The organism is Nocardia amamiensis NBRC 102102, assembly GCF_001612745.1.
GTDB lineage: Bacteria > Actinomycetota > Actinomycetes > Mycobacteriales > Mycobacteriaceae > Nocardia > Nocardia amamiensis.
Genome location: NZ_BDBA01000170.1, coordinates 1 through 22,648 on the forward strand (window position 1 = coordinate 1; position 22,648 = coordinate 22,648).

The following is a 22,648-nucleotide window of genomic DNA, read 5'->3' on the forward strand; positions in this document are numbered from 1 at the left end:
GAATCCGCAGGGCTTGGCGGTCGACCCGGCGGGCAACGTATACGTCACCGATCTGGGCCCCGACCCGGTGGTGAAACTCCCGGCGGGCTGAACCACCCAGACCGCCTACCACGATCGCAGCGGTGCCGCGATCGGGAAGACAGGGCGGTTCGACGTCGAACCTCCCGACCCGGATGTCGACCTTGCGGTGCTCGGAACCATCGAGGAGTGGTCGAGAAACAGCCAGGTACTGGCGTAGCCCGATTGAGAGGATCTGAACCTTGAACGATCTTTCTCGCCGTGACCTGTTCAGGACGTCGGCGGCCGCCGGCGTCGGAGCAGTCGTTGTCTCGGGCCTTGCGGCCGCAGACACGCCGGATATCGAGGCCGCGGACCACCCGAGTAAAAGCCCGGGAGGCCCGCCCGCGACGCTGACCGGCCGCATCGTCCGCCCCGGTGAGGCGTCGTACACGGATGCGCGACTCGGCTGGGACCAGCTCTTTTCCCACTATCCGCTGGTCATCGTCTTCGCGCAGGAAACCCAGGACGTGGTGAACGCCCTGACGTGGGCGCGGCAGCACAACATCGCGGTGCGGGTGCGCAGCGGCCGCCACGCCCTGGAAGGCTGGTCGAACGTCGACAACGGCATCGTCATCGACGTCAGCCAGCTGAAGTCGGTCCAGATCGACGCCGGCGCTCGTATCGCGACGGTCGGTGCCGGGGTGAACCAACTGGAAGGGGTGACGGCGCTCGCGAAGCAGAACTTTGCGGTCACAACCGGGAGCGAGGGCAGCGTCAGCTTGTGTGGTGCGACGCTCGGCGGTGGCCTTGGGCCCCTCAACCGCTGGCTCGGCATGGCCTGCGACAGCCTGATGGCGGCCGAGGTCGTCGTCCCGGCGGGTCACGACGGCGCCGAGGTGATCAACGCGGACTTGCAGCACCACTCGGACCTGCTCTGGGCGCTTCGCGGGGCGGGAAACGGCAACTTCGGGATCGTCACACAACTCACCTATAAGGTGTATCCGCTCGAGCATCTCGCCTATGTGCAGGCGACATGGGATGGACTCGGTGACCTGTACGGGGTCTTCGAGGCATGGCAGCGTACGGTACCGTCCGCCGACAGCCGTCTGGGATCCGAGCTCGAGATCCACAAGTCCCAGATCCTGCTGTCCGCGTGGCTTGTGGACGGGGCGGCGGCACAGGCCAGACAGATGCTGGCTCCGATCCTGTCGGTCGGCACGCCCGATGTCACGGTGCAGGTCGGTAACTGGGGCGACATCTTTGCGGGAGCCCAGCTCCCGCTCGAGCAAGAGCCCGCGAACTGGAAGTTCTTCTCGGAGTTCTTCAAAGAGCGGTTCCCGAAGAAGGCGATCGACATCATCGGCGACTTCATGCGAAACGCTCCCACAGAGGAGAGCAACTACTTCGTCGATGCCTTCGGCGGGGCGATCAAGAGGGAGCCCCCCGGCGGCACGGCGTTCGCGCATCGCGACGCGCTTTTCTACGGCGAGATCGGCGCGGCCTGGGGGACTCGTTCAACACAACCAGGCGTCGGCGACCCGCTGACCTCGCAGGCCCAGGCCTGGACCGCTGAGTTCAGCCAGGCGCTGCGGCCCTACGCGGACGGCGCCTACGTCAACGTGCCGAACGTCGGAATGCAAGAGTGGCAGACCGCCTACTGGGGGAGCCAGCACTTCGAGCGGCTGCGCAGGATCAAAGCGAAGTACGACCCCCACAACGTCTTCCAGTACGAGCAGAGCATCCCGCCCGCGTCACACTGATCGACCGTCTTCTGAAGCGTTGGGGATGCCCGTTGATCGGCGGTGGGTGGCGATGAGGCCGTCGCAGTGCAGCCTGGGCGGGTGGACCCCCATGTCGGCTTGCCACCAGGGTGGCCGTGGACCCCGGCGTCTCCGATGAAGATGCCGGAGAAGGCGCGCAGCACCGCCCATCCGCGGGCGCGCCGCAGTGTCGCCGCGTCCAGGGCTGCAGCCGGTAAGGATTGCGGGGCCGGGTTGGCGGGCGGCCTGGCTGGTCCGAGCGGTCGGTGGAGTGGTCAGGCGCCGAAGTCGGCACGGTGGTCGGTGGCCCATTCCGCCAAGGTGCGTCCAGGCTTGCCGGTCACGGCGGTGGCGGGACGTACCTGGTCGGGGGTGGTGAGCGTGTCGCTCCAGTAGTCGAGCAGCATCTTCATGATCGGTTGGGGGATGAATTGCGCTGTCTCGGCGCGGAATTCGTCGGGGGTGATCTCGGTCAGCGGGATCTGTCGTCCGAGGACGGCGCTGATCGTGGCGACCTGCTCGGTGCGGGTGAGTGTCTGTGGGCCGGTGATCGGGATCGTCTGCCCGATGTGGTCGTCGCACAGCAGCGTCTCGGCGGCGGCATCGGCGACGTCGTATTCGTGCACCGGCGCCTGCGCGGATGCCAGGTACGGTGCGCGGATGGGTGCGCCCGAGCTGATCTGCCACCGCCATTCGAGCAGGTTGTTGGCGAAGGTGCCGGGGCGCAGGATCGTCCACGCGTCGGTGCGATCGGTGACGGCGGCTTCGACTGCGCTGTGATGCAGCTGGCTTGCCGAGCCGCGGTCACGGGGAAATTCCATCGCCGCGGCCAGCGAGGACAGGACCGTGAAGCGGTGCACGCCGGCGGCGACGGCCGCGTCGAGAAAGACGTCGATGCCGCGTGCCGGGAAGATGAAGGCGCGATCGACGCCCTTGAACACCTGCGGGCCGAGGGTCGAGGCGTCGGCGAGGTCGCCTGCGACGACGTCGACCGCCGCGGACAGGTTCGCGTTCTCCGGCTTGCGGGTCAGCGCGCGGACTACGGCACCGCGGGCGAGGAGGGTGGTGACGAGGTGGCGGCCGACGGCGCCGGTCGCGCCGGTGACGAGAACGGTCGGGCGGGCGGGGCGAATCTCTGTGCTGCTCATGACATGAATACTTCCGATAAAGACCTTCTCGCCACATTACGAGAATTCGTTATTTCTACCTCGGCGACATCAACGAGGCCGCCGGACTCATCGCCGGCTCGAAGCTGACCGGCGCGAACTTGGCCCGCGCCATCCTGGCCACCGCGATCCTGGCCGGCGCGATACTGAACGGCGTGCGCCACCACGAGTCGACGCAGTGGCCGGCGGGGGTCACTCGGAGTGCCGAGAGAGCGCCGCCGCGGCTCAGCCGCCAGAAACTCCGTCTGCCGTGTCGGTGTCCGACCGTATTGTGGTCACATGACCGACATTGCCCCGCTCGCGGCCTCCGCCCGGGCCGTGTTCGGCGCCCCGGGTGTGCATGCCGTCGTGCGGGACGGACGGACGGTGCATGCGGTCAGCCTCGGGCAATGGGTCGGCAACGAAGAAGTGCCCGAGCTTCTCTGTCACACCGGTGTCGCGGGCTGGTCGCCGACGGCCTTGTCGCCAACTCGAGCAGACGTCACCTGTGCCCGATGTCTGCGCCGAATCGGCGCGCCCTCCACAGGGTCACGGCAGCTTCTGCTGTTCGGCGAGGACGAACACGGCATCACAACAGCCTGAGCCGCGCTCGTCTTGCGGTCAGCAGTCGAACGGGAAGCACGACTTCGGCGGGGCAGTCGGCTGCGCGGGCGCGAGGATTGAGAGCACCACGGCGGTGTCGGTCGGCCTGTCGTAGATCCCGTGTAGGTGAGGGTCAGCACGACCAGCACGAGGAATCTCACGCTGCTGGGCCGCTACTACGAACGCTTCGCCGACCACACCGTCCAGGTCGGGCGCCGTATCCGGCGCATTCCCGGCGCGCTAGTCGTGTGGCTCGACGTCCAGGACATACTCGAGGTCTCTGATCTGGTGGGCCACCTCCTGTGAGGAGGAAATGACGACGCGGTCGGCTCCGCAGAGTTGTACGACTTCGGCGTCGGTGGTTTCCAGCCAGTCACAGAGCTTCACCCGGATCCCGTGCGGGGGCGCGCTGTCGCCGAGGATGCACGGATCGAGTCGGACGAGGTAGGTGCGGCGGTGTGCCGACATCGCGGCCCCTTCAGTCGACGGGGTGTGGCAGTGCATGCAGAGTCTCGTCTGTCGTCTACTGGACAGGCGACGGAACCGATCAGGCGGCCACCAGCTCTGGCCATACCCCCACGCTAGCCCCGCCCGCAGTGCATCGGGGGCGAACCGGCCGCAATGTTTGCCACCGAGCTGCCGTTCGACCACGGATCAGGCGATTGTGCTGCGCAGGGTCGAAACCGATCGGTGCTCGGAGCGCTGCGGCACCATGAGTTCACAGGTCACTGGTCCGTGGGAAGTATTGGCGCAGAAGGCCATCAGCGGCGTCGGCATCGGGCATGGATAGGCTCTAGTCGCCGGATCGGTCCACAGAATGAACGGCCCTACTCCATGAGTGACTACGACGTCTTCCTCGCCGATTGCCCCGCCCGCACCACGCTGGCCCTGGTTGCCGACACTTGGTCCGTGGTGGTGATCTTCGGGCTCGGCGACGGACCGCAGCGCTACAGCGAACTGCGCGACCGTATCGGCGGCATCAGCAAGAAGATGCTGACGCAGACACTGCGCAAGCTGGAGGCGTCACGGCTGGTCGAGCGCCGTGTCCTCGCCGCAGCGCCGCCCGGCACGGAATACACGCTCACCCCGCTCGGGAAGAGCCTCCTGGAGCCGGTGTCGCTGCTGGCGCGCTGGGCCGAGGACCATGCCGAAGAACTGGCATTCGGGCAGGATTCCTGACCTGTCGCTGGGCACCGTCAGGTTCCCCACGGCCCCCTAGCTTCGACCGCATGAGAATCGCAATTTTCGGGGCAGGCAAGATGGCCGAGGCCCTGGGCGCCAAGTGGGCCGCACGCGGGCACGACCTGATGATCACCGGACGGTCTCCCGAGAAGGTCGCGGCCTTGGCCCACCGTTTGGGCGTACGTGCCGGCAGCTTTCCGGAGGCGGCACAGCACGCCGATGCCGCTCTGCTCGCCGTGCTGTACCAAGGGATGGAGTACACCCTCGAACGCATCGGGGACGGCCTGCGCGGCAAGCCTGTCATCGACTGCAACAACCCCGTCGAAACCGAGGGATTCACGCTTGTCACCCCGCCTGGCGAGTCGATGGCGCAGCAGATCGCGAAGGCGACCGGCGGACACGTGGTCAAGGCCTTCAACCTCTGTCACGCTGACGTATGGCGCATGCCGTCGATGACATTCGACGGCCGTCCGCTCACCGTTCCGTACTGCGGCGACGACTCGACCGCCCTTCGCGTGGCCGGACAACTCATCGAGGACACCGGAGCGGTTCCCCTGCCGACCGGCGATCTGCGGCATGCGCAATACCTGGAGGCGAGTGCCGCGATCATCATCGCGCAACTGTTCGGCGGCCTTCCCACACGCACGGTGTTCAACCTGGTCGACGACCAGGCACCGGCAGTGCGGTGACCACGTCCTTCGCAGGCATGATCCGCGCCAGGGGCAACTGGGACCTCATAACGCCGACCTGGCGCCCACACAGATATCCGGAGTGGCGATCCGGAGTCCGGATGCAGTCGGGTGGGCGATGATCATCGAGCGGAGTTCGGGTCGGCTCTTGGCCATCGAACCCATCACCTCACCCCCGTTCACCGTCGTACGCGTCCGCCGCGGCAGCCAACTCACGACACACCGAAGTGAGCGTCCCGGCAGCCCACTCACGCGCACGGGCGGTCGGAAGCGGCCTGTTGCGCATGGTCAGGGTTACCGGTATGCGCAAGGACAGCACGGACTCGAGGATCAACTCGAATTCGGTGATCTGGGCCGAGTGCAGATGCGGTTGACTGACCGAGACCGTCGCACCGGGTGTCAGCCCGCGCCCCAGCGCGGCTATCCGCGCGCAGTTCGTGCGTGTGAACGCGGGCCACACCAGATCCAGCGAATCCGAGGCAAGGACCGAATATTGCAGGGCCAGGACGGTGTCGATCAGGAACCGGTCGTCGAGGCGATGTCTGCGCGACAAAACACCCTGACACAGGCCCAGGACTTGTTCACGCTGTGCGGAATTGAGTGTTCCGTCGAATCTCTCACCATCCCCGGTCGAGGTCCTGCCCAGCCGTTGCCCGAACAGCACCAGGCTGTTGAGCCGCAGCCATTGCCCCTGTCGCATACCGATATCCGGGGCCAGAAGCCAGGATCGAAGCAATACCTCGGTATGCATGGAACCTGCCGCGAGTAGACCGACGATATGAGCCAGATAGACCGTGAGCTGCCCGAGCCGCTCGGATGTCACGATTCGCCCTCGGGTGATCGCGTCCGCGAGCAGAATCGCCGACAGTGCCGGGACGGCGTCGATCTCGCCACCGGACTGCTCGTCAACGGGGGCGGAGACCAGGATTCGGCCGTACTCGGCGAGCCACCCGACCAGTGCCCGCAACACGGTACCGACATATTCGGCACGAAGTTCGCCTCTACGGACCGTCGCGCAGGCAGCCGTGACGAGCGCCGAGGTCGATCCATCTGTAGGAGCGGACATCCCGTACCGCGCTGCCTCGAGGGAGGACGCGAGCCTTTCCTCCGCGATCCCGTTGAAGGTCGCGGCGTCGAAGTTTCCGTGGTCATGGGCTTTCCGCAGGGCCTGGACGAGCCACATCGGCAGGTCGATCTCGGTTCGCGCGGTGCCGGCGGGAACGGCCACGATCGATTCCGGTCCGGCGTCGACCACCTCGGCGCGGATCGGATCCTTGTGGTCGATCTCCGTCTCCGACCGCAATTCGATGAGCAGTGTGGTGGGGTGTACCGACGCGACGTAGGTGTGGTAGGCCGAATCCGATCCGATCTGTGCCAGCGGCCGTACCGACACAGTCTGCCTGGTGACGATTCGGCGTAGGTGGGCAGCGGTGACGGTGTCGATCGCGCCGAACCCGCCCTCCGCGCGGCGGAACACCCTCAGCGGACGACTCAACTCCCGGAGCGCACTCGCCACGGCAGGGCTGGGTGCCGCGGGAACGAGTCCGACATCGTCGAGGTCGAGCCACAGCAGTGCGGACGACGCCCGGTCGCGCACCACGATGCCGCGGTGCGCACCAGCATCGGCCACCACGTCGACCTCGAGGTCGGCCGTGGCGTCCACCGTCGAGGACCGCCACCGCTGACCGTCCCACTCCAACCACACGGGCCGGTCCTCGTGATCGAGTCCGGTGACGACCGCCGAGCGGGCAGCTTCCGGCACGCCGAGCACTAGATCATCGAAGTCGATCAGCAGCAACAACGCGCCGCCTCGAACCAGAACTCGGCGCGCGTCCACCATGCCCAGCGTCCGCGCCGAGATGACCATGCCCACCGAGAGTGCCCTGGCCCCACCGTTCCAGCCGGTAGGCCCGAGCGTGACATGGATTCCGTTCTCCTGCGAGGCCACATCGGCCACGCGGGCGGGGTAGCTTCCGCCGAGCGCCCGCAAAGTCGATGCTCTGGTCTCGGGATCGAGCAGTAGCAGCCGCAACCATTCTTGGCTTCGCCAATTCGGGCTGAAATGCACTGCAGCATTGTTTATTCCGCCGACCGCGAAGCGTTCCGTTCGTTCGTCGAAGCTCAAGAACACCACATCGCCGTCGGTCACCGTGCGCGCCTCGGCCGGTTCGAGGCTGTTGTCGGATGTCAGCCAGCAATGTCGGTCGACCGGGAATTCCTTGGTCCGGCCCACCAGCGGATAGGTGAATCGCCATCGCCCGTCGCCGAGCACCACTCCGCGACCGAGTCGCTCGCGCAGCGGCAACAGGACGTGCGCGTCGTGGAAGTATCCGCGCGGACCCTGCTTCCAGTTCAGCAGGTCCAGACTCGACATCCGCCCGTCGTGCGCAGATCTGCGGAATATCTCCACCCGGTCGCCGGGGGCGAAGATCCGCCACAGGAACGACCGCAGACTGGCTCGTCGGGATGTTCTCGCGTACAGCAGATTTCCCGGAACTTTGACCACACGTCCCGGCGACAGCTCGATCCACACCGCGGTCGTGGTGGCGCCTGCGACGGGATACCAGCCGCCGTCTCCCGGCAGACCGCTCTCGATGATCTCCGTGGCCGGGTAGCCGAAGCGCACCAGGTCGGCAGCCGGATAGCGCAACGTCCAGTCGTCGGTGAAGAACAACGGCCCGTCGGCCGACGACACGGGATCGGGCAGCGGTGCGAACTGCGGTCTGCGTGCACCCCTCGGCCAGTAGCCGGTGGTGCGGTCGTGATACCGCCACTCGCCGCGCTCGGCGTGCCGGGCGATATCGTTCGCATCGCCGTCCCAGAAGCTGAGTTGGGGCCACCTCGGCTTGCTTTCGGTCGGAAGCGGGGCCGACCCGCGGGCCGGCCGCACCAACGGTGCGTTCCACTCGTTCGTGCGCAGTGCCCCGGCGCGTACGGTGCTCGCGGACAAGGTCGGCTTCTTGCGCCGATCGCGAGCCAGGACAGCGAACCGTGGGTGTTCGCGATACGAGAATTGTCTGGCGATCTCCGGGTCCGACACCGTAATCGACGGCAGACCGGCGATCGTCATATCGCAACGATCGTTGCGGCCCGCTTGCCACGTGGTGTCGTCTTTCAGGAAGACCAGGGCCGGTCGGCCCGTATCAGGGATGAAATCCTGTTCTGATTCGATGATCTGGCTGAGCGCGTAGCCTCTCTGCCCACGCTCGAGACTGCATATCGACCCCGGCCTCGGCAGATATTCGCGGTTCGATACGTCGAAGGAGAACAGTACCCCCGGCATGATCTCGACCCTGAGCTGCCTGAGTTTCACCTGTCCGCCTCTGGTGCGCTGTTCGTCGAGACGCCCCACGACCACCTGCGCCTCGCCGACGGCCGCCAGCCAACGATTCACATGGTGTGTGGACCGATCGGGTGCGCTGATGAGATCGCCGGACCACAGGCCCCGATCATCGGTCTCCTCGAGCAGTCGTACCAACATCGGCGTCCCGACGAACGTCTGGGGATCGTCACGGAAGGCGACACGGAGGGTGGACTCCCGGAACGAGAACTGGCGGCGGTTGACCCGGACACGCAGCCGTCGTGCCTCGTCCCAACCACGCACTCCCGGCGGGGATCTGAACATTACGAGATAGTCGTTGCCGCTGCCATTTCCCTTCGACTGTTTCTCCTCGATCACTCCGGCGACCAGGAAGACGTACTCTCCGCGCTGCGGAATCCTGCTTTCCTCGGTGGCCTCACTGGTGACGGCTTTGAGGCGCAGGCCGCGGTTCTCGTTGGGGTGCAGGGTCAGATCAACTCGCGCGTATACGTCGAATGGTACGGGTTTGTCGTCGGCTCGCTCCCGCTGCGTCAACAATGCGGTGATCCGCTCGCGCTCGGTCGGATCGAACTGCGCGTTGCGCAGACGCAGGTGGCGCTGATGGGTACCGCCGCCGATATCGTGATTGCGAGTCTTCACCCCGGTCACCAGGACCCGGCCACTGCGCGGATAGACAAGGACCCGGACCTGGTGCAATATATGCCGCTTCGCGTCCTCCCAGACGTACTGCTCTACGCCCCAGCGGACATCACGCGGCTCGACGACGACGCACAGAACCGGGCGTTCCCCGATCCGACGCGTATCGAATGCGAACTTGGTGATCAAATCGCCGAAGAAGGGTTGCCAGCCGGTGGAATCACCGACGACCAGCCGCTCGGTGGGCACGACCATGGTCCACCCGTACCCCCATTCGAAGCGGTAGGAGCCGCCCCTGGTACGACCGGCGAAGCGAATCGGGAAGTCGATCGGCTTGCGGTGAACGACCCTCCTTGACTTCCGGAGGTGTCCTTCGAACTCCCGCACCGACATGGGCGGAACCGCCATGCACGAGGCCGTCCAGCTGCGGTCCCGTTGTGACCACACGACCTTGGCGCGGACATTGTTCCGGTCGTAGGTCTCATCCAGCCAGGCCAGCTGACCCCTCCTGTCGACCGGCACGGACGTGATGGCTTCGGCATCGGCCGCACTCGTGGTCGATGGATCGGCCAGGGCCAGCCCGGTGAGGTCGATTCGGTTCGGTCGCCTACTGTCGGTGTCGAATCGCCCGGTCACGATGTACTGTCCGTCTCGCTCCCATGCGACGTAACGGTCCCACCAGGACGGGCTCGCCGCGCTCTGCGAACCTTTGCGCGAACTCACGGGCGCGGAACCGCCCCGTCGACCCGCCTTGCCGGGTTGAAACAGTCGACGCAGATCGATCAGCCCGACGCTATCGGAACCAGAGACCTTCTCCGCGACGAGATACGATGATGACCAGCTCAGGTTTCCTTGTCGGAACACTCCGGGCTTGGCTTCACCATAGAGATCGAATCCTCCGGTGTGCAGGCAGACGACGGCGCGTTCGGGCGATCCGTGCGCGCGCTGAGCAACCTCGGTGATCGTGCCCTCCTTGACCCGAGCGCCGTAGAGGTGAGAAGGATTGGCGTCGTGCCTGGTCATGCAGTGAATGACCGGCAGGGTCGGATCCTCGACGGCCGCAACCGTTCCCGTGCCGGGTACGGACACGTTGCCCAGGACGGTGCCCTGCGGCACTGCGGTGTCGGCATGCACCACGGACCACAGAGCTCGTACGTGAATGTTCCGATGGCAGGCGGTGGCGACCCAACCCGCCTCCATCCGGCGCAGTGTCACCAGATCGCCCAGGTGCGTGGGAATCTCATCGAAACCGGAGATGGGTAGTTCCAGCGTGAGTGCTCGGCCGTCGATCTCCAACCAGATCCGGCTGCGTTCGTCGTCGGGGCCGTAGGTGCAGATGATCCCCGACAGCTCCGCCGCGGTGTCCGGTTCCACGGCGACGTCGACGCGGACATCGAACTCGAACGGTGTCGCCGACTGTTGTCGGCTCGAACCGAAACTCACCTCGGTGACCACCGCACGACGGTGGTCGTACTTCGTGCGCGGAACCGAATCGGGCCCGAACGTCAATGATTCGGCGGCGACTTCGACCTCCTGGTCGGAGGTCGTCCGTGCGCGCAGCCGCCCCGCGTCGACGTCGCCGATCAGGGAACGCAGCACTACAGTCCGGCCCACCGACATCGCGATCAATGCGCGGAGTGTGCCGAGATCGTCGAAATCGACATCCAGCGTGTGTGTTTGCACCAACTGCATGGTCACGCAGGCCATCCGCTGCGACCGGAGATCCCAACCGCCCGCGACCAGTCGTGCTCGTGCGTGAACGGCGCCCCGAATCATCTGCTCGCCGAGATCGACTTCGACACGTTCGGGCATGTCCGGTATCGCCACCGTCGTGAACCAGACGTCGCCTTCGCGGAATATCTCGACCGGTTCGCCAGATCGGAAAAGCTCTCGCCACAGGAGATTTCGCTTGTCGACGGCTGACTCGGCCGCGCCGTGCGCGTCCACCGCGAGGGCGATGCGGGGATCGTGGCCGTCTTCGGTCAGGCGCAGCGTCAACCTGATGCCTGCAGCACTGGTATTGCCAGTCCTCGACTCGCGCAGCACCTCGTCGAGTAGCGCACGGGAATCGGGCTCCCAGGCACGGTGCGGGATCTCGTATACCGCTCCGGGGCGCGCGCTCACCAGAAGCAGCGGCCGACCGTCGTATTCGGTCGATTCCACCACTGTGACGGTCACGAGCCGTCGCAGGTCCGCGCCGAATTCCTCGACGATCAATCGCGCGAACGCTCTGCGTTCCGGCAGCCAGATCTTGTGGACCTTGTCCCAGCGGACTTCGGTCGTCGGCGTGGGCACCCGCTCTTCGGCCAGTGCCATCACATCGGGATCCCACTGGGCCGCCACGCGCGGATCATCCAGGTCTGCGGTGACTTCCAGACCGTTGATGACCAGACGCAGCCTCTGTCGGTCGATCGTGACGGTGGCCAGGCCGCGATCGCGGACCGGCCCGACGACCGGGCGCGGACTCGTTACCCCGCCACTCGGACTCAGCGTCACCAGATCGCCGATTTCGACGGTTTCCGGTGCCGGCCGCCATTCGACATCGGTGCCACCGCGGTTGACCAATATCCGTGCCGACGCGGTGTCGACTGCGGCGATGATGCCGACGAAAGGCCCTGCGATAGAAGACCCGCCGCGGAACAGATCGACGGCGGTGCCCGGCGGCAGTTCGCCGCGCCATCCGATGTACATGGTCTCGCCGCGGCGTTGGTAGCTGAGGGCGTTGCGGGGATCGTCGAGTCTCTCGACACCATCACCCGCGGTCATGATCGGCAACGCGGTATGCAGGGTGTCCTGCCAGACCCCGGCGAGCTGGCGCACCAGCGGGGCGGACTGCTCGGTCCGCTCCAGCGCCGCGCGCACCAGCGCCTCGACGAGGCCGGTGCGCATCAACCGCGTCTCGTACCACCCGAATCGGGTCCACGGCCCGGCGTCCACCCCGCGGTCCTGGTACTGAAGCTGGCGCACAGCAGCTTCGAACCACCGGACCTCGAGCGCCTCGCGGGAAGCCGAACCGAGGTTGTACGCGTTCTCGAGCTTGTCGAGTAGACCGAACTGATAGTGGATCGTGTTGTAGCTGAACTCCACGACGGCGTCGACGACGATCTCTTGCAGTCGATGCACCGTATCCGCGTGGCGCGCGGGCAGACGCGCCGCAAGGACGTCGGTAAGTACCGCGCGTGTCGCTCGCGCCAAGGTCCCCGGACTGTTCACGCGGGATATCACTCGTCGCCACGTCTCGACCCAGTCGTGGCTGTCGGGCACGCCCTGCTCCGCGAGCAGCGCGAGCAGCCGAATCGTCAGAACCGATAGTTCCGCGCCGTCCTGGAAGCGCTCGAGTCGCAGATCTCCGAGCGATGCCCAGTCCGCGACGCTCATCGACTCGGCCAGCAGGGGAGCCCGCCGGGTTATCTTCGAGTGCTTTCGATTCGGTTCGGTGTCGAAGGCTCGGTATCGGGTGAGCCACTGCCCGGCACGACCGGATTGGGTGAGAAGCCTCGGAAATGCTTCGGCGGCCAGTAGTGCCGCCTCGAACATCGATTCGTTCTCGGACTCGGGTTCGGTCGCTTCGACGTAGTCCCAGAACTCTCCCAAACAGCGCCGTACCAGCACCGCGGCCGGAGATGAGAGACCGCCGTCGAACCACGCCGAGGCCGAACTCGGAACTGTGCCCGCACCTTCGGCGATCCTTGCCGAGACGTTGTCGACATGCCCCGACAACGTCTCCTTGGCCCAGCGCGCCGATATCAGCAGTGCGCCTTGGGCGTACAAGGATTCTTCCTGAGGATTCCAAGGCCGCCCCGAGCCGGTCCGAAGGGATCGTCCCTCCGGACCGGCGTTCTTCTTCAGGAATTCGACCAGCGCGGCTGGTACTGCCTCGTTTATCGTCCCTTTCCCCAAGCGATCGACCGCCTGGCCGGTGTGCACGCACAGGGTGATCACGGCATGGTCGAACGCGGATCTACGCGTGAAGTCGAACTCGCCGTTCCTGATCGCCTGGACCGGAGCCCGTAGCCGGGCATTGGACAGCGCACCCCCGACATTGAGCAAGTGCGCCAGCAGGTAGTCGGGTACCGCGGACATCGTGCCCATGTGGCGCAGAGCGATCTCCATCGGCTCGACACTGGCGAGCAACCGCAGCACCGCCACGTGATCGTCCGCGCGATGGTAGTTGGGGCGGCGCGACCTCGGATAGACGTCGATCGGATCCCCAAGATGTTGTCGCTCCAGACGGCGGTCCAACCAGGGACTGTGCAGCGACCGGACCATCGCACTGTCGGCCTGCTCGGGATCGCCGGTGACAACGGTCAGTTCCGGCGGCTGTTTGATCGCGGGCGGCACGCGCAATCGGGCCAGTCGCGCCAGGGCCGAGGCTATCGGGGCTTGGTCCCGCTCGGGATGCCACGCGGCCGCTGCGGGGATCCGGCTTCCCGCGGACAGCGGGTTCGGCGCACCCCACACATGCTCGAGGTGTCGCACCGCTTGTCCGGGATTCGCGCGCACCGCATACGCCCACTGCAATGCCTGCCAGAGGACGAGGGCCACCGCGAATCCGTCCTCGGACGGACAGCCGAGCCAACCCACGTCCGGCTGTGGGCTACCTCCGGATTCGACGCCGACCAGCGATGCCAAACCCTCGAACGTGACCGCCTCACGAAGCCGTCCGCGCACACCGTCCGGCGGTGGGGTCAGCCGCACTACCAGTTCGACGAGATCCGGTTGCCCCAGCCATGCGGTCCGCGTCTCGCCCTGCCTGCTGACTTCCGGTAGCCACGAGTCCACCTCCTCATCACACGCCGCCAGGATCTCGATCGCGAGCGTGAACGGCAGCCGTCCGAGTACGCCGGTGCGCGCGGCCGTGAAGACCGGCAGCGCGGTGTCGCCGCGAATGAGCCCGTCCACGGCGTCGCTGTCACGGCGCGCGGCCTCGCGCAGCACGGCCAACACCACCAATTCCGCCGTGACGTCGCAGAGTTCGAGATACGGGGTTTCGATCGTGCCCCGAACCTTGCGATTCCGTGTGTGCCGCAGTCGTGCGGCGATATCACCGCCGCTCGCCGAAGCGAGTTCCGGTAGCGTGCGGACCAGCGGCGCCTGGCCTGCCGTCCGCGTGACGATATCCCGAATGGCCGCCTCGACATCGGGGTCGAGATCCTCGGTGAACAGCAGTTCGATCAGATCGGGAATGGCGTAGGCACGCGGCAACTCCTCACAGTCGGCGAGATGTTCGAGCGCGAACCTGCGCAGCACAGCGGGCGCGTGCCGGTTTCGGATCACGGCCAGCGATTCGAGAAGCGCGGACGCGTCCTGGGGCTGCTGGCGGATCTTGACGGCGAAGAACCAGTCTGTCAGTAGCATTCGTTATCGCCTCTCACAGGCTCGGGTTTACGGCGTTCCGCAATCCAGCGAGGTGGATGGACCGTTCCGGGTCCGAAAGGTGCGGTTCCTCGGGGTCGAACACCGCGGCGGCGAAAGCGCCCGCGTTCACACCCGGCAATCGTGCGAGTCCCTCGTCCGCGGGCGACTGTGCCACGGTCACCCATCGCACGATTTCGTTTCCAGCCTGCGCGGCTTCGGGGGCGGGATATCCATGTCGTGACAACATGACCAGCTGTCGAGGAGTAAGCACGTCCCAGTCCGCACTCGCCTTGCGTTCGATCGCGTCCCGGACTGCGGGTGTCATGCGCTGACGCCACAGCCGCCACGCGCGTTCGAACGACGACTTCCGGTCCGGTGTCGGGCCGGCCTTTTCGGCGAGGTGTCGCAATTCCATGCCCACCTGATCGACCAGCGGCGCGGTGAGCCAGCCGGTAACCGCGTTCGGGTTCTCCAGTACACGGTCGGGGCGGACGATGATCTCACCGAGAAAACGGGTCAGATCCGCTCTGATCTCGGCCGCGACCACCAATCCTTGCACCCATCCGGGTGTACCGCGGGCTCTCGCGTAGTCCTCGACCACCGTCGACCAGAGTTCCGGCAGGCTCTCTCGGATACTACGAAGCAGCGCAGTCTCTTTCGCCGTGTCGAGCGCGCCCGAGTTCAACGCCTCGAGTACCTCGTCGACTATCCGTACCGGCAGGACATGCGGTACGACGGGATTGCGGAGCACACCTTTGCCACGCGTCGAGAGGACTTTGCGGCGCGCGGAGATCTCGTCCAGAATCCAGGCAAGCGGATCGCTCTCGAATCGAACTTCGTCAGCTACGACACCCACGGGCCCCGCGGGCACCTGCCTGCTGTAGACCTCAACCGCCACGTGCCTGTTCGCGGCGCTTTGAGCGGCCGCGACAGCGGTATGGACGCCTTCGAGTGTGCTACCCGCGACGAACGCGACTACGACGGCGAATTCGGGGAATATGGCGTCCAACATCGGCCATACATCGCTCCAGTCGATTTCGTAGTCACGGTCGCGCACAGGCAGTAGCACTCCGCGTGGCACCGCTTCGCCGGCACCGGACGGTTGTAGACGTGCGCGGAGTTCGTTTCCGGTCGATATGTTCAGGCCACGCAAGGCGACATCGTCCAGAATCTGCCAGTTGCGCGGTGTGATCGATGCTCCTCGACCGACTGAATCCTTCAGTGCGCGGGCCAGGCTCGGAAGAGCGCGGACAAATGATGGTTCCCCGTCCTTCTCGACCACCATGGCGCGAAATGGCGCTCGGCGGGCCGTGAAGACGACGTCGAGGCGAACCAGCGCCTGTTCACCGAGCGGTATCGGGTCGGCTTCCCATGGTTTCCACAGTGGATCGGTCTTCCTCGGATCGATGCGGTAGGCGGAATACGGCTCGAGAGGCAGATCGGCGGGCTTCAGCCGTGGCGTATCCGGCTTGGGCTCGAGGGTGTCCTCACCATCGCGGGTGTGCACGTATACCGCGAACGGCTGCTGTCCTTTCTCATCAGCCTTCAGCGCGTCGTAGAGTCCTTTGACTTCATCCAGACGGATACTCCACCACTTCGATATCGGCAGGGTGCCGAGCCAGTTCATGATGGCGGGACTGAATCCGCTGGTGGGATAGGCGTAACCACCCTTCGCGGTCGCATAGAGCGCTACTCGCTCGAATTTCTTGTCGAATTTGCCATGGCTGCGCAATGCGGAATCGGTGAGTGACGAATCATAGTTTGCGCAGACATCTGCTATCAGCATCACTCGCGTGAACGGAGATCGGGCGCCTTTCTCCCCCTCTGCCATGAGGAATGCCATCAATTCCTCATCGGTGACGCACTGCCCGGTGGTCGCCGCATCGGCGAACAGCAGACACCGATCATCGTCTCGTCCGACCGCCCCGTGACCGGACCAATAGATGATGACCGAATCGCAGTCCACTTTGTAGCGAGCGGCCTCGACCAGTCTTCTGAAATCTGTGCGATGGGCGCTCAGCACCGATCCGACCACCGAATCGTTACGTTTGCTCTCGGCGATGACCTCGTGGTCTCCGTCGACCATCAAGTAGATCAATCGCTTCGGCACACCTCGATCGCTCGCGAGCCTCGCGAAGTCCAATGCGCGGCGTGCGAGGCCCGTCGTCGCCGGAAGCGGACCCTCCTCGGGGAAGTCGATGCCGACGGCGATCACTACCGTGTCGTCCACGGCGGTCACGGAACGGCCTTGTCGACGAGTTCACGCACCTTCCGCCACATGAGATCCTGATCCGCCCTCAGGTAGGAGCTGTGCGAAGACGGAAACGGCTGCCAGTCGTCGATGCGATAGTCCTCGACCATTCCCTCCGAGAACACCGGTGCGGCCAGATACGACAAGTAGTCGCGCCCGTGATAGATATTCAGCCAGGGAATGCTGTCGAAGATGTTCGCGTTCCCGACCGGGATGACGTCGAATTCACGCAGCAGCCCCGATTGCGATCCCATGGTGACCACGCCGCGCACCTTGGGGTGCGGGTCGTTGACCACGAGGTCGATCGCGACGACACCGCCCAGCGAGTGCCCGAGCAGGACGACATCGGTCTCCGGCAGCCCGTCCAGGCAGGCGCGCAAGGACGCGCGGAACGGCGACGGATCGCGCACGAAGCGCATGATGTCGCCGATGAACGGTGTCGCCGAGCGTGTGACCTTGCCCCGTTTGCGCATCTTCAACGACACGAACGGAGCCGCTATCCATTGCAGTGGTCCGCCCAATGTGGTCGCATCGAGCTCGATGACGATCGTCCGAACATATTGTTCTCGCAGAGCGAGGCTCGGCCAGGATTTGTCGGGCACGGCGAGTTCGTTCAGGCAGAATCCAACCACCGCACGCGCGAACAACTGCACGAGGTCACCGAACTGCGTTCGATGGGCTGCCCGTTCGAATGTCTTGGACTGCCTTATGTGGTCGACGCCCTCGGCAATGTGATCACCGATATCGGTGCGGAGCAATTCCGGTGAAGGCTCATATGTCTTGATTCGCTTGATACTCAGGTCGCCGGGGCGCGCTTCGTCACCCAGTGTGCCTCGCACTTCCCGCTCCGACAGGCAAGTGCGCAGTTGATGAAAAGGATCACCGGCCAGTGTCTCCCAGTAGCCCTCGCCGGTCGGATCGTCGTAGTCCTCGATCCCATCGGGATCGTCGGTCTCGTCGAAACGCGGAATCGACTTCCCGTCGAAGGCCAACGAGGCGCCGAGATGTTGCCCCCAGTAGAAGGACGTCAGCCTGCCCGGCAGAGCATGGCGATCGAATGCTTCCCGGACACGAGAGAGGTTCTCGCTCTGATTCTTCGGCCGCGTACCCGTGCCGTGGATGAATAGTACTGCCAGTTGTTTTCCTGCGTCACCCCACATACCGAAATACGGTATCAGTCCGATCGGTTCGATGTGACGCTGTTCATACACCCGTTGTCCGGACTGTAACCTGCTCCGGCCCTACACCTTTGGCGACTTTCCCGCCATCGAGCGTTCGAACGACAGTCGAATGAATGACCCCGATCGGTGTCTCCCAAGCATTTCGAATTGGATTTCTTCAACCGTCTACCTCGCTCGTGCTGAACCTGGTACCGTGCGCGGCGACGCGGCGCACCGGAATGTCCTGCTGCACAGCAATGATCACCGGCATGATCCATGGATGCCTCCGCGCCGAGGAACAGGCGATCGTGCACTACGTCGAGGATCTGCCCCACGGCACGACGGTAGGATGTGACAGGGCGTGCCGCGGGCAGGCTGCCTGCGCTTCACGAAATTGCCTGTTGCCCAATCAGAACGAGATACGCCACGGCGATGGCCGCGATCGCGATCGGCGCGATCAGCTGGTGAAATCTGTCGCGAACGCGCAGGTGGGAGACGGCGGCGCCGATCATCAGTGCCACCACGCCCGCCGCTGCGAGGACGCCGATGGTGGGGATCGTCAGCCCCAGGAGCACTCCGGTCGCGCCGAGCAGCTCCAAGGCGCCGATACCGCGGAAGGCGTTGATGCTGAATCCGAGGTGCGCCGCGGTGTCGCGTTGGAAGCTGACGGCGAGGATCATGGTTGTACCGGCCGCTAGGAGAACGATCGCGATCAAAGCTGCGAGGATGGTTGTTGCGGTCATGGCGATTTCCTTGCTTGTCGGTGTCTAGGGTTGATGCTCTGGATGCCCAGGGCGGTGGGTGTAGCTACGAACGCGGTCGCCTCAGCTCCCGTTCATGCGCCTTCCAGGATCGGAAGGAGCAGGCGTGAGCTGGAGTGCACCGTGTTGACGCCCGCGATGCCGACGGGGGTGTGACTGAACAGCATCATGGGGTGGAAGTCCTTGCGGGTGTCGTCACTGGTGAGGATGAGCCGGATGCGGTGCCCGCGGCTGAACCGGCGGGCATTCGCCACCAACGGGATGCGGTAGTCGACCGGCTCCCCCGCCGGGATGGGATCCCGCGTCCGCATCGGGAGGACGGGCCTGCCCGGCTCACTCGCGTCCTCGTCGATGTGGCGCATGCTGGCGCGCAGCCAGCCCTGGGTGACGTCGGTGGACGTGCCGTCCGGTCCGACGTCTTGCAGGAGCAGGATCCACCCCGTGTCGTCGCCGCTGCTGGTGGCGGTGAGCCGTAGCTCGGGGTAGCCGACCATGTCGAGGTCGCCGGGAAGGGGGTCGCTGGTCCAGCTCAGCTGTGCGGGCATGGCGTTCGCGCCGTCCGTGGCGTAGCTGCGCTCGCCCGGCCGCTCGTCGGTCGTGAGGGAGCCGTCGGCGCTGAGGGACAGGGCCAGGTGTGTGGCCGGCGGGGGCCAGGAGTCGGCGGTGCACCACTGTTCGGCCCCGGGCAGCCAGTAGCGGACGGCAGGACCTTCGAGAATGCCGGTGTCCAGCCCCTTGAGCCAGTGGTCGAACCAGGCGAGGGCCTCGATATGCATGCTCTCCCATGGCCAGGGCAAGCCGTGCGCTCCGAGCATGCTCATACGCACGTGCGGGTTGCGGGCGAGGGCCTCCCAGGCTTTGAAGAGGCCGGGCAGATGGAGGGCGACGTTGGACCACTCGCCGCCGAGGTAGACGGGAATGTCGACACCGGCGAGCAGCTCGGTCAGATCACGCTCGTCCCACCACGCATCCGGGATGGGATGCTCGACCACTGTGTTCAGCAGGGCGAGCCATGGGTGGGCATCGTGGCGGAGGCGGCTGACCATCTCCAGGCCGTGGTGCACCTTGACGACGTCGGCGTGGCGGAACCGATGGTGGACGGCGGGAATGGCGAGAATTTTGCGCAGGAGACGGGACAGGCCCTTGCGGTAGAGACGGTCGCCGTGGGCGGACAGGACGCCCATCGCGTGGAACCAGGGGGTGATGAAAGAGTCGCTCAACAGGCCGTTGTGGTAGCTGGCTTCCCACGCCTGGACAGTGACGTTGAAGGGAAACAGGGCCTTGAGGTGCGGCGGTCGCTGGGTCGCCGCCTCCATTTGGGTCATGGCGTAGTAGCTGATGCCGATCATGCCTACGTTCCCGTCGCACCATGGCTGCCCGGCGACCCACTCGATCAGGTCGAACAGGTCCTCGCGCTCCTGCGCGTCGAAGAAGGTGTAGGTGCCGCCCGAGCCCACCGTGCCGCGAAGGTTGGCGATGACATGGGCGTAACCGCGTGGCACCCAGAAATCACTGGCGCCGGCCTCGATGATGGCCGCGGGGGCACCCAGGTCCATGAGTTGGCGGGGATAGGGGGCCGCCGAGATGAGCGCGGGGAATCTGCCGTCCGCGTCGGGGCGGTGAATGTCGGCCAGGAGCCGGGTGCCGTCGCGAACCGGGACAGGCACGTTGTCCTCGCGGGTCCTCCCGTGCAGAGCCGGGGACAGGTTGCGGTACTGACGACCGGTGGTCTGTGGTCCATTCAGCTGACGCTGTCCGGGCTCCACGCCAGCTACCTTGGTGGCCATGGCACCTCATTTCCACATATACTGAAATTAACGAGCCCACGGTACGCTCGCCGCCCAGCCTGGCGCAAGAGGAATTTCCATACAGCGTGAAATTCCCGTCGGTGACGGGGCCAACTGCCGTCGTGGACCGGGATGGGCACGTCGTCCTCGCAGGTCATTACCTGGAGAATTGGTAAGGACGACGTTTGCCCTGGCGGGCATCCGCCGCTCAGGCGTCCTCCGAGACATCGCCACCCAGGGTGCCGGTGAGGTAGTGCTGCACGGTCGGCCCGATCAGGCGGACGACCTGCTCTGGCAGCATGTCGGCGATGCTGTCGATGGCCCAGACGTAACGTGTCATGGCCAATCCCACGATCTGTGTGGCCACCAGGTCCGCACGCAGGCCGGCCTCGTCGTCGGGAAGGCTCGCCGACACGACCTGCAAGGAAAGAGCGGAGAAGACGGTGCGGAGGCGCTCCATGGCGAAGGGCTCATGGCTTGCGGCGAGGATGATCGAGCGCAGGATCTCCGACGTGGCCGGATCGTCCCACATGCGCAGCGCCGCCTCGACAAAGGCTCGTCCGCGCTCCTCCAGCGGCGCCTTGGCGGCCTCGGCAATTCCCGCGCCGAAGGCTTCTGGCGGCTCCAGCGCCGCCTCGAGCAGTCCCTTCTTGTTGGAGAAGTAGTAGTTCACCAGGGTGGGGTCCACGTCGGCGGCCTGAGCCACGGCCCGCAACGAGGTCCCGCTATAACCCTGCTCAGCGAAGGACTTGCGCGCCGCCGCCAGGATTTGGTCCGCCTGCGCTCCACGTTCCCCCCGAGGCCCCCTCCCGGCTCGTGCCACCATGTTCCGCCATCTCCTTTGCCGGTTCCGCGCTCGCCCGACTACCTGCGACGAAGTTTCCGCACGTGCTGAAATATGTTTCAGCTTACCGTGAAATTGAGTCCCCCTTTCCCGCGCTATGGCTGCGTGCAGCTATCCGAACACCGCAAAAGGCAGTCGAACCACTCGCTGGGCTGGGTGGCTGGTAGCTGAGCAGCCGGGCGATCATGGCCGCGCGGCCGAGTCGCCGCTGCATGTAATGGTATTTTGAATATGGTGTTAGGGAGGTCATAGCTCTTCATTCTCGGCGGGATTCATCATGATGAATAGCCGCGCGAACGGCAGTAGGTTGCGAAGAACGGAATCAGACGAGGGAGCATCCGTGACCACATCCGAAGCAGATGCGGATTCCCGAACTGGCGGCAAGGCGCTGGCGATCAACTTGGAGCCGCTGGTGCGCCGCTCGGTCTTTCCTGCGTCCTCGCCGAGCCGAGCCGATCAGGTAGCGGCTCGGATCGGGGAGCTGATTGCCGAGCTGAAGCCCGGTGATCGCCTCGGTACCAAGACCGAACTGCAGAAGCAGGCGGGCGTCTCGGTAGGGACGATCAATGAAACTCTGCGCATTCTGCAGTCGCGGGGGCTGATCGAGGTTCGTCGCGGTCCCCACGGCGGATTGTTCGTTGCCGAGCGGTCACCGATGGCGCAGCTCGGTCACGCGGTCCTGCATCTCGATACCAACGCCGCAACGATCACCGAAGCTATGGATATCCGCGATGCCCTCGATCCGATGCTCATCGAGGACGCGGTCCACTTCAGCTCCGCGCATCAGGTAGGTCTGATGCGCCAACAGCTGCAGCGCATGGCCGACGCCCTCTCCGACGACAACGGGATCGAGTTCCTGCACGCCAACTGGAAGCTGCATGCCGTTATCGCCGACGTGAGTCCGCGTCCAATTCTGCGGGCGTTCTATGTCAGTCTGCTCGACTTGATCGAGGGGCACACGGTCGCGACCGCCAGCGATATCAACGAGCGCTCCCTGTCGGACTTCCACCAGGATCGCTACGACATCCATGTGCGTCTCGTCGACGCCATCGCTGCCCGCGACTCGGAGACTGCGCAGGAAGTCCTGCGCGAGCACAACGCCGGTATCGCACGCCCTGCGAAGTAGCGGCACCTGTCTGGACGATCCGCG

14 protein-coding genes are annotated in these 22,648 nt (G+C 65.4%); 7 read left to right on the top strand and 7 right to left on the bottom strand.

Annotated features, from left to right (window positions below):
- On the top strand, positions 1–91 hold a 91-nt coding region (locus NA4_RS39525; protein ID WP_157129340.1), incomplete at its 5' end, for an SBBP repeat-containing protein.
- A gap of 169 nt (positions 92–260) precedes the next feature.
- Positions 261–1,760 carry an FAD-binding oxidoreductase gene (locus NA4_RS27430; protein ID WP_067476196.1) on the top strand — a complete coding sequence of 500 codons (1,500 nt, stop codon included), beginning with the start codon at positions 261–263 and terminating at the stop codon, positions 1,758–1,760.
- A gap of 275 nt (positions 1,761–2,035) precedes the next feature.
- Here NA4_RS27430 and NA4_RS27435 read toward each other — a convergent pair whose 3' ends face one another.
- The gene (locus NA4_RS27435) at positions 2,036–2,908 is read right to left on the bottom strand and encodes an SDR family oxidoreductase (RefSeq protein ID WP_067476199.1); all 873 of its coding nucleotides are present in this window, start codon (positions 2,906–2,908) and stop codon (positions 2,036–2,038) included.
- A gap of 297 nt (positions 2,909–3,205) precedes the next feature.
- Between NA4_RS27435 and NA4_RS27440 the strand changes: the two genes are divergently transcribed.
- The 4 genes from NA4_RS27440 (at position 3,206) to NA4_RS27455 (ending at position 5,379) form a co-directional block, all read left to right on the top strand.
- Complete coding sequence (locus NA4_RS27440; RefSeq protein WP_067476203.1) at positions 3,206–3,508, top strand: hypothetical protein; 303 nt, start codon at positions 3,206–3,208, stop codon at positions 3,506–3,508.
- A gap of 126 nt (positions 3,509–3,634) precedes the next feature.
- Complete coding sequence (locus NA4_RS40815; protein WP_157129341.1) at positions 3,635–3,814, top strand: hypothetical protein; 180 nt, start codon at positions 3,635–3,637, stop codon at positions 3,812–3,814.
- A gap of 528 nt (positions 3,815–4,342) precedes the next feature.
- Positions 4,343–4,687: a winged helix-turn-helix transcriptional regulator gene (locus tag NA4_RS27450; protein ID WP_067476209.1), complete on the top strand. Its 345-nt coding sequence runs from the start codon at positions 4,343–4,345 to the stop codon at positions 4,685–4,687.
- A 50-nt stretch (positions 4,688–4,737) separates the two neighbouring features.
- A complete protein-coding gene (locus NA4_RS27455; protein WP_067476214.1) occupies positions 4,738–5,379 on the top strand; it encodes an NADPH-dependent F420 reductase in 642 nt (213 codons plus the stop codon).
- Between the two features lie 169 nt (positions 5,380–5,548).
- Here NA4_RS27455 and NA4_RS27460 read toward each other — a convergent pair whose 3' ends face one another.
- From NA4_RS27460 to NA4_RS27485, 6 genes are all read right to left on the bottom strand, one after another.
- Positions 5,549–14,695 (bottom strand): hypothetical protein, encoded by a 9,147-nt coding sequence (locus NA4_RS27460; RefSeq protein WP_067476217.1) that lies wholly within the window; start codon positions 14,693–14,695, stop codon positions 5,549–5,551.
- A gap of 13 nt (positions 14,696–14,708) precedes the next feature.
- Complete coding sequence (locus tag NA4_RS27465) at positions 14,709–16,925, bottom strand: hypothetical protein (RefSeq protein WP_157129342.1); 2,217 nt, start codon at positions 16,923–16,925, stop codon at positions 14,709–14,711.
- 5 nt (positions 16,926–16,930) lie between these two features.
- On the bottom strand, positions 16,931–18,106 hold the full coding sequence (locus NA4_RS27470) for an alpha/beta fold hydrolase (RefSeq protein WP_157129343.1): 1,176 nt from the start codon (positions 18,104–18,106) through the stop codon (positions 16,931–16,933).
- Positions 18,107–18,492: 386 nt separating this feature from the next.
- On the bottom strand, positions 18,493–18,849 hold the full coding sequence (locus tag NA4_RS27475; RefSeq protein ID WP_067476226.1) for a DoxX family protein: 357 nt from the start codon (positions 18,847–18,849) through the stop codon (positions 18,493–18,495).
- A 92-nt stretch (positions 18,850–18,941) separates the two neighbouring features.
- Positions 18,942–20,654 carry a CocE/NonD family hydrolase gene (locus tag NA4_RS27480; protein WP_067476229.1) on the bottom strand — a complete coding sequence of 571 codons (1,713 nt, stop codon included), beginning with the start codon at positions 20,652–20,654 and terminating at the stop codon, positions 18,942–18,944.
- A gap of 208 nt (positions 20,655–20,862) precedes the next feature.
- Positions 20,863–21,480 carry a TetR/AcrR family transcriptional regulator gene (locus tag NA4_RS27485; RefSeq protein ID WP_067476232.1) on the bottom strand — a complete coding sequence of 206 codons (618 nt, stop codon included), beginning with the start codon at positions 21,478–21,480 and terminating at the stop codon, positions 20,863–20,865.
- Positions 21,481–21,838: 358 nt separating this feature from the next.
- Here NA4_RS27485 and NA4_RS27490 point away from each other — a divergent pair, with 358 nt between their 5' ends.
- Positions 21,839–22,624, top strand: a complete 786-nt coding sequence (locus NA4_RS27490; RefSeq protein WP_169811131.1) for a FadR/GntR family transcriptional regulator — start codon at positions 21,839–21,841, stop codon at positions 22,622–22,624.
- Positions 22,625–22,648: the final 24 nt, after the last annotated feature.